This window comes from Streptomyces purpurogeneiscleroticus (assembly GCF_020024005.1).
Classification (GTDB): domain Bacteria; phylum Actinomycetota; class Actinomycetes; order Streptomycetales; family Streptomycetaceae; genus Streptomyces; species Streptomyces purpurogeneiscleroticus.
This window is the reverse complement of the sequence record NZ_NHSG01000018.1, coordinates 1-5,513: the sequence shown is the minus strand read 5'-3', so window position 1 is coordinate 5,513 and position 5,513 is coordinate 1. Positions and strand designations below refer to the sequence as shown.

General features: G+C 70.4%; 5 protein-coding genes. 1 reads left to right on the top strand and 4 read right to left on the bottom strand.

All coding sequences use genetic code 11. From position 1 onward, the window contains the following. Positions 1-44 precede the first annotated feature (44 nt). Positions 45-1,088, top strand: a complete 1,044-nt coding sequence (locus CCS38_RS00490) for an alcohol dehydrogenase catalytic domain-containing protein (RefSeq protein ID WP_223731176.1) — start codon at positions 45-47, stop codon at positions 1,086-1,088. A gap of 227 nt (positions 1,089-1,315) precedes the next feature. On the opposite strand, the gene CCS38_RS00485 is transcribed toward CCS38_RS00490, so the two are convergent. The 4 genes from CCS38_RS00485 to CCS38_RS00470 all read right to left on the bottom strand — a co-directional run. Continuing rightward, a complete protein-coding gene (locus CCS38_RS00485; RefSeq protein WP_223731175.1) occupies positions 1,316-2,089 on the bottom strand; it encodes an SDR family NAD(P)-dependent oxidoreductase in 774 nt (257 codons plus the stop codon). A gap of 67 nt (positions 2,090-2,156) precedes the next feature. Beyond that, on the bottom strand, positions 2,157-3,158 hold the full coding sequence (locus tag CCS38_RS00480; RefSeq protein ID WP_223731174.1) for a transketolase family protein: 1,002 nt from the start codon (positions 3,156-3,158) through the stop codon (positions 2,157-2,159). After that, entirely contained in the window at positions 3,155-4,069 is a 915-nt protein-coding gene (locus tag CCS38_RS00475; protein ID WP_223731173.1) for a transketolase, read from the bottom strand. Before CCS38_RS00475 ends, CCS38_RS00480 begins: the two co-directional genes overlap by 4 nt. Before the next feature lie 77 nt (positions 4,070-4,146). After that, a partial coding sequence (locus CCS38_RS00470; RefSeq protein ID WP_223731172.1) for an MFS transporter occupies positions 4,147-5,513 on the bottom strand: 1,367 nt, incomplete at its 5' end.

Sequence of the window (5,513 nt, the reverse complement as noted above, 5' to 3'; positions counted from 1 at the left end):
CACCAAGTACCCCCATCAAGCACCACCCCGATCGGAGACCCCCGATGCGCGCAACCCTCATGTACGGCGCCGGCGACGTCCGCGTCGAAAACGTCCAGGACTCCGCCGTCAAGCACCCCACCGACGCGCTGGTCCGCGTCACCGCGTCCTGCATCTGCGGCAGCGACCTGTGGCCCTATGGCGCGATGTCCCCGGCAAACGGCCCCGCACGGATGGGCCACGAATTCATCGGCATCGTCGAGGCCACCGGCTCCGAGGTGACCACGGTCAAGAAGGGCGACCTGGTCGTCGCTCCCTTCGCCATCTCCGACGGCACCTGCGAGTTCTGCCGCGAGGGCCTGCACACCTCCTGCTCCCACGCCCAGGCCAACTTCTGGGACACCGAGCCCGCGGAGGGCGGCCAGGCCGAAGCCGTCCGCGTACCGCTCGCCGACGGCACCCTCGTCAAGCTCCCCGTCGCGGCGGACTCCGCCCTGATCCCGTCCCTGCTGACCCTCTCGGACGTCCTCGGCACCGGCTACCACGCCGCCGTGGCGGGCGGTGTCAACGAGCGCACCCGCGTCACGGTGATCGGTGACGGCGCCGTCGGCCTGCTGGGTGTCCTGTCGGCCAAGTACCTGGGCGCCGAGCAGATCATCCTCATGGGCCGCCACAAGGCGCGCACCGATCTCGGCCGGGACTTCGGCGCCACCGACATCGTCTCCGCCCGTGGCGAGGAAGGCATCGCCCAGGTCCGCGAGCTCACGGGCGGCCACGGCACGGACGTGGTCATCGAGGCCGTCGGCCACATGTCCGCATACGAGCAGGCGCTCGGGACCGTTCGCCCGGGCGGCGTGATCAGCCGTGTCGGTGTACCGCAGTACGAGGACGCGCCGATCGGCTTCGGCAGCCTCTTCCGTCACAACATCCGACTGGCCGGCGGCCCGGCACCGGTCCGTGCCTACATCGAGGAACTGCTGCCCGACATCCTCAACGGCACCATCCAGCCGGGCAAGGTCTTCGACGCCACGACCGGCCTCGACGGCGTCCCGGCCGGCTACCAGGACATGGCCGACCGCAACAGCCTCAAGGTCCTCGTCGAGCCCTGATCCACCTGATGCGAAGGCGTATGGGAGTCCCCTGAATCTGCATCGTCAAGGGACTCGGCGAGGTCGTCCACGTCGGCGTGGCCCCCGCCATCGCCAACGCGGTCTTCAACGCCACGGGCCGCCGCATCCGCGAACTGCCCCTCACCGCCGAGGCGTTGCTCTGAGCCGCGCTCCGAGCAACGCCGCGAGCACCGCCGACCCGGCCGCTCGGCTGCGACGTACGCACCTCAGTGGATGTGTGACCCGCCATTGATGTCGTACGTGACGCCCGTGAGGTAACCGGATGCGGGGCGGGCCAGGAAGGCGATGACGTCGGCGACATCGGTGACGCTGCCGGCGCGGCGCATCGGGATGTCTTCGACCATGGCGGCCTTGCGTGCCGGATCGAGCTTGCCCGCGGTGATGTCGGTGTCGATCAGGCCGGGGGCCACCGAGTTGACGGTGACGCCGGAGGGGCCGAGCTCCCGGGCCAGGGCGCGGGAGAAGCCGAGCAGGGCCGCCTTGGCGGCCGAGTACGCGACACCGCCGAAGACCCCGCCGCCGCGTTCGGCCGAGACGGACGACAGGTGGATGATGCGGCCGAAGCCGCGCTCTGCCATGCCGGGGGCCACTCGGCGGGTGACGAGGAAGCTGCCGCGGACGTTGACATCGAAGATGCGGTCCCATTCCTCGGCCGAGACGTCGAGGAAACGGGTCGGCGAGGTGATACCGGCGTTGTTGACCAGCGCCCCGACCGGTGGAAGGGCGGCCTCGACGGCGGTCATGGCGGCGTCCACCGCGTCGGGGTCGGTCACATCGGCGGCGAGGCCCAGCCCCTGCACGCCATGCGCCTGTGCCACCTCCCGCGCGGTGTTTTCGGCGGCCTCCTTGTCCACATCCAGCACGGCGATGTGGTAACCGTCGGCGGCCAGGGCGTGCGCGGTGGCACGGCCGATACCGCGGGGGGAGCCGGCACCGGTGACGATGGCGGTGCGGGGGGTGGGAGCGTCGTTCGTCGTCATGTGTACTTTCCTCAGCGGTAGTTGGGTGAAGTGGCACGAATGCCGGGGCCGGGGCAGGGGCCGGCCGTCACAGTTCTTCCCGGACACGCGCCTTGATGGCGGCCACGGACAGCCCATAGCGGTCGTGCAGGGTGGGCAGCGCGCCCGCGGCCAGGAACGCGTCGGGCAGGCCGATCGGTACGATGCGTACGCCCGCACCGGCGTATGCCAGGCACGAGGCCACGGACTCGGCCAGGCCGCCGATGACGGTGTGGTTCTCCAGGGTCACCACGAGCCGTCCCTTCGCCGTCTCGCGCAGGATCGTCTCGGTGTCCAGCGGTTTGATGGTCGGGACGTGCAGTACGGCGGCATCGATGTGGTCGTCCGCCAGTTCCTTCGCCGCGGTCAGCGCCCGTGTGGTCATCAGGCCCGTGGAAATGAACAGCACGTCGCGGCCGGTGCGCAGCTCGGCGGCCCGTCCTACTTCGAAGCGGTAGTCGTACTCGTCGAGCACGGTCGGCACGGCGCCGCGCAGCAGCCGCAGATAGGTCGGCCCCGGAGTGGCGGCCAGGGCCGGGACGGCCTGTTCGATGTCCACGGAGTCGGCGGGATCAACGATGGTCAGGCCGGGCATGCCACGCAGGATGGCCAGGTCCTCGGTGGCCTGGTGGCTGGGACCGTAGCCGGTGGTGAGGCCGGGCAGCGCGCCGACGACATTGACATTGAGGCCGGGCTCGGCGATGTCCAGGCACAGGAAGTCGTACGCGCGGCGGGTGGCGAAGACGGAGTACGTGGAGGCGAACGGTACGAGTCCCACCTCGGCCAGGCCGGCGGCGGCGCCCAGCATGGACTGCTCCGCCATGCCCATCTGGAAGAACCGGCCCGGATGGGCCTCTCGGAAGATGTGCATGTCGGTGTACTTGGCCAGGTCGGCGGAGAGCCCGACGATTTCCGGGCGCTCTTCGGCGAGCCGGGTCAGCGCGTGACCGAAGGGCGCGCGGGCAGTGCGCTGCCCTTCCTCGGCGATTGAGGCGATCATGGCGGAGGTGGTGAGCTTGCGCGGTGCGTTCGTGGCGGTGGCGGCGTTCATGCGTCGGTTCCCTTCCGGGCGGAGTGGTGGGACTGGGCCAACTGGTCGCGGGCGACCTGCCATTCGTGCTCCTCGACCCGCATGAAGTGCGCCTTCTCGCGGGTCTCCAGCAGGGGCACGCCGCGCCCGATGCGGGTGTCGCAGATCAGTACCGAGGGCGAGCCCCGGTGCGCGCGCAGGGCGTCGAAGGCGGTGACGAGCGCGTCGATGTCGTTGCCGTCCACCCGGATCGCGTGCCAGCCGAACGCCTCCCACTTCTCGGTGACGGGCTCGGTGCGCAGCACGCCCGCGGTGGGGCCGTCCGCCTGGAGGGCGTTGACATCGACGATGGCGGTGACGTTGTCCAGGCCGTGGTGGGCGCAGGCGAGAGCGGCTTCCCAGGTGGACCCCTCATCGAGCTCACCGTCGGAGAGCAGGTTGTACACGCGTGCCGTGCTGCCCTGGTGGCGCAGTCCGAGCGCCATGCCCGCCGCGACGCCGAGGCCGTGGCCGAGCGAACCGCCGGAGATCTCCATACCGGGCGTGTACGAGGCCATGCCCGACATGGGCAGCCGCGAGTCGTCGCTGCCGTACGTGGCCAGCTCTTCGACGTCCAGGATTCCGGCCTCGGCCAGCGCGGCGTACAGAGCGATGGCGTAGTGGCCGATGGAGAGCAGGAAGCGGTCGCGTTCCGCCCAACCCGGTTCGTCTGCGCGGTAGTTGAGTACGTCCTTGTAGGCGACGGCGAGGATATCCGCAACGCCGAGGGCCTGCCCGATGTACCCCTGGCCCTGCACCTCGCCCATGTCCAGGGCGTGCCGCCGGATGCGGTAGGCCGCGTCGTGCAGGGCGCTGATGCGTTGGGTCCGGTCGGTACCGCTCCCGGCGGCGGGCGCGAGGCCGGGGCTGAGGGTGGTTTCGGTGGAGGTCACTTCCCGTGCTCCTTGGTGATGAGGTGACGACGAACGCGGGGCGGGCGTCGGGATCGGTCGAGGCAGGGGGCCGCCGGTCACTGGCCCGCGGCTCCGGCAGGGGCGGATATCGCCGAAGGCGCCTCTTCGCTCTCGGCACGGAGAGCCGCTGCCCGGTCCCGTGCGCCCCAGGTCTCACGGGTCACGAACGTCGCCAGCAGTCCGAGCAGGCCGTAGAAGCTGAACAGGGCAGCGGGCCCCGCCCAGCCGGTGGCCGAGTACAGCGCCGTGGCGATCATGGGCGTGAAGCCGGAGACGACCGCGGAGAGCTGGTAGGCGAGGGAGGTGCCGGCCGTACGGGTCTTGGTGGCGAACAGCTCGGAGAACCAGGCACCCTGCACGCCTGCGAGGGCGTTCTGGCAGATGCAGTAGCTGACGATGAAGGTCAGCAGCACCAGCACCGCGCTTTCGGTGCCCACGAGCAGGAACATCGGTACGCCCCACAGCAGGGTGACCGCCGAGCCCAGCAGGTACACCGGGCGCCGCCCGATGCGGTCGGAGAGGCCGCCCCAGAAGGTGGTGGCGACTATGCCGAGGGCCGCGGCCGTCACCAGGGCGGTGAGGGAGACGGTTCCCGAGACGTTCGGCGCGGTGTCGTCGTCCAGGTAGGACAGGACGAACGTGACGGAGACGGCGTAGCCGGCGGTTTCGGCGACTCGGAGGCAGAAGGCACGCAGGACGTTGCGCCAGTCGTCGCGGAGTACCTCCAGGAGCGGGTTCTTGGCGACCTCGCCGGACTCCTTGAGCTCCTCGAACTCCGGCGACTCGTCGATCTTCAGCCGGATGAGGATGCCGACGACGATCAGTACGGCGCTCAGCAGGAAGGGGACGCGCCAGGCCCAGGAGCCGTCCAGCGTGCGCGTGCTGAGCAGGAACGCGAGGTTGGAGAGCAGCAGTCCGACGGGGAATCCGGCCTGCGTGATGCCGGTGTACAGACCGCGTTTGCGCCATGGGGCGTGCTCGAAGGTCATCAGGATGGCGCCGCCCCATTCGGCACCGAAGGCGAGCCCCTGCACGATGCGGACGATGACCAGCAGGATCGGTGCCCACAGGCCGATCTGCTGGTACGTGGGCAGACAGCCGATGAGGACGGTCGCGACGCCCATGACCAGCAGGGAGCCGACGAGGACCGGCTTGCGGCCGATGCGGTCCCCGAGGTGGCCGGCGATGATGCCGCCGAGGGGGCGGGCGGCGAAGCCGATGCCCAAGGTGGCGAACGACAGCAGCGTCGCGGCCAGCGGCTCGGAGCCGGGGAAGAAGACGTCCCCGAAGTACAGGGCGGCCGCCGTGCCGAAGCCGATGAAGTCGTACGTCTCGATGACCGCGCCGACGCCGCAGCCGACGGCCACTCTGCGGCGTTCCGGTGAACCTTCCGCCCGTGGCCGGGCCGGTGGTGGCGGGGGTG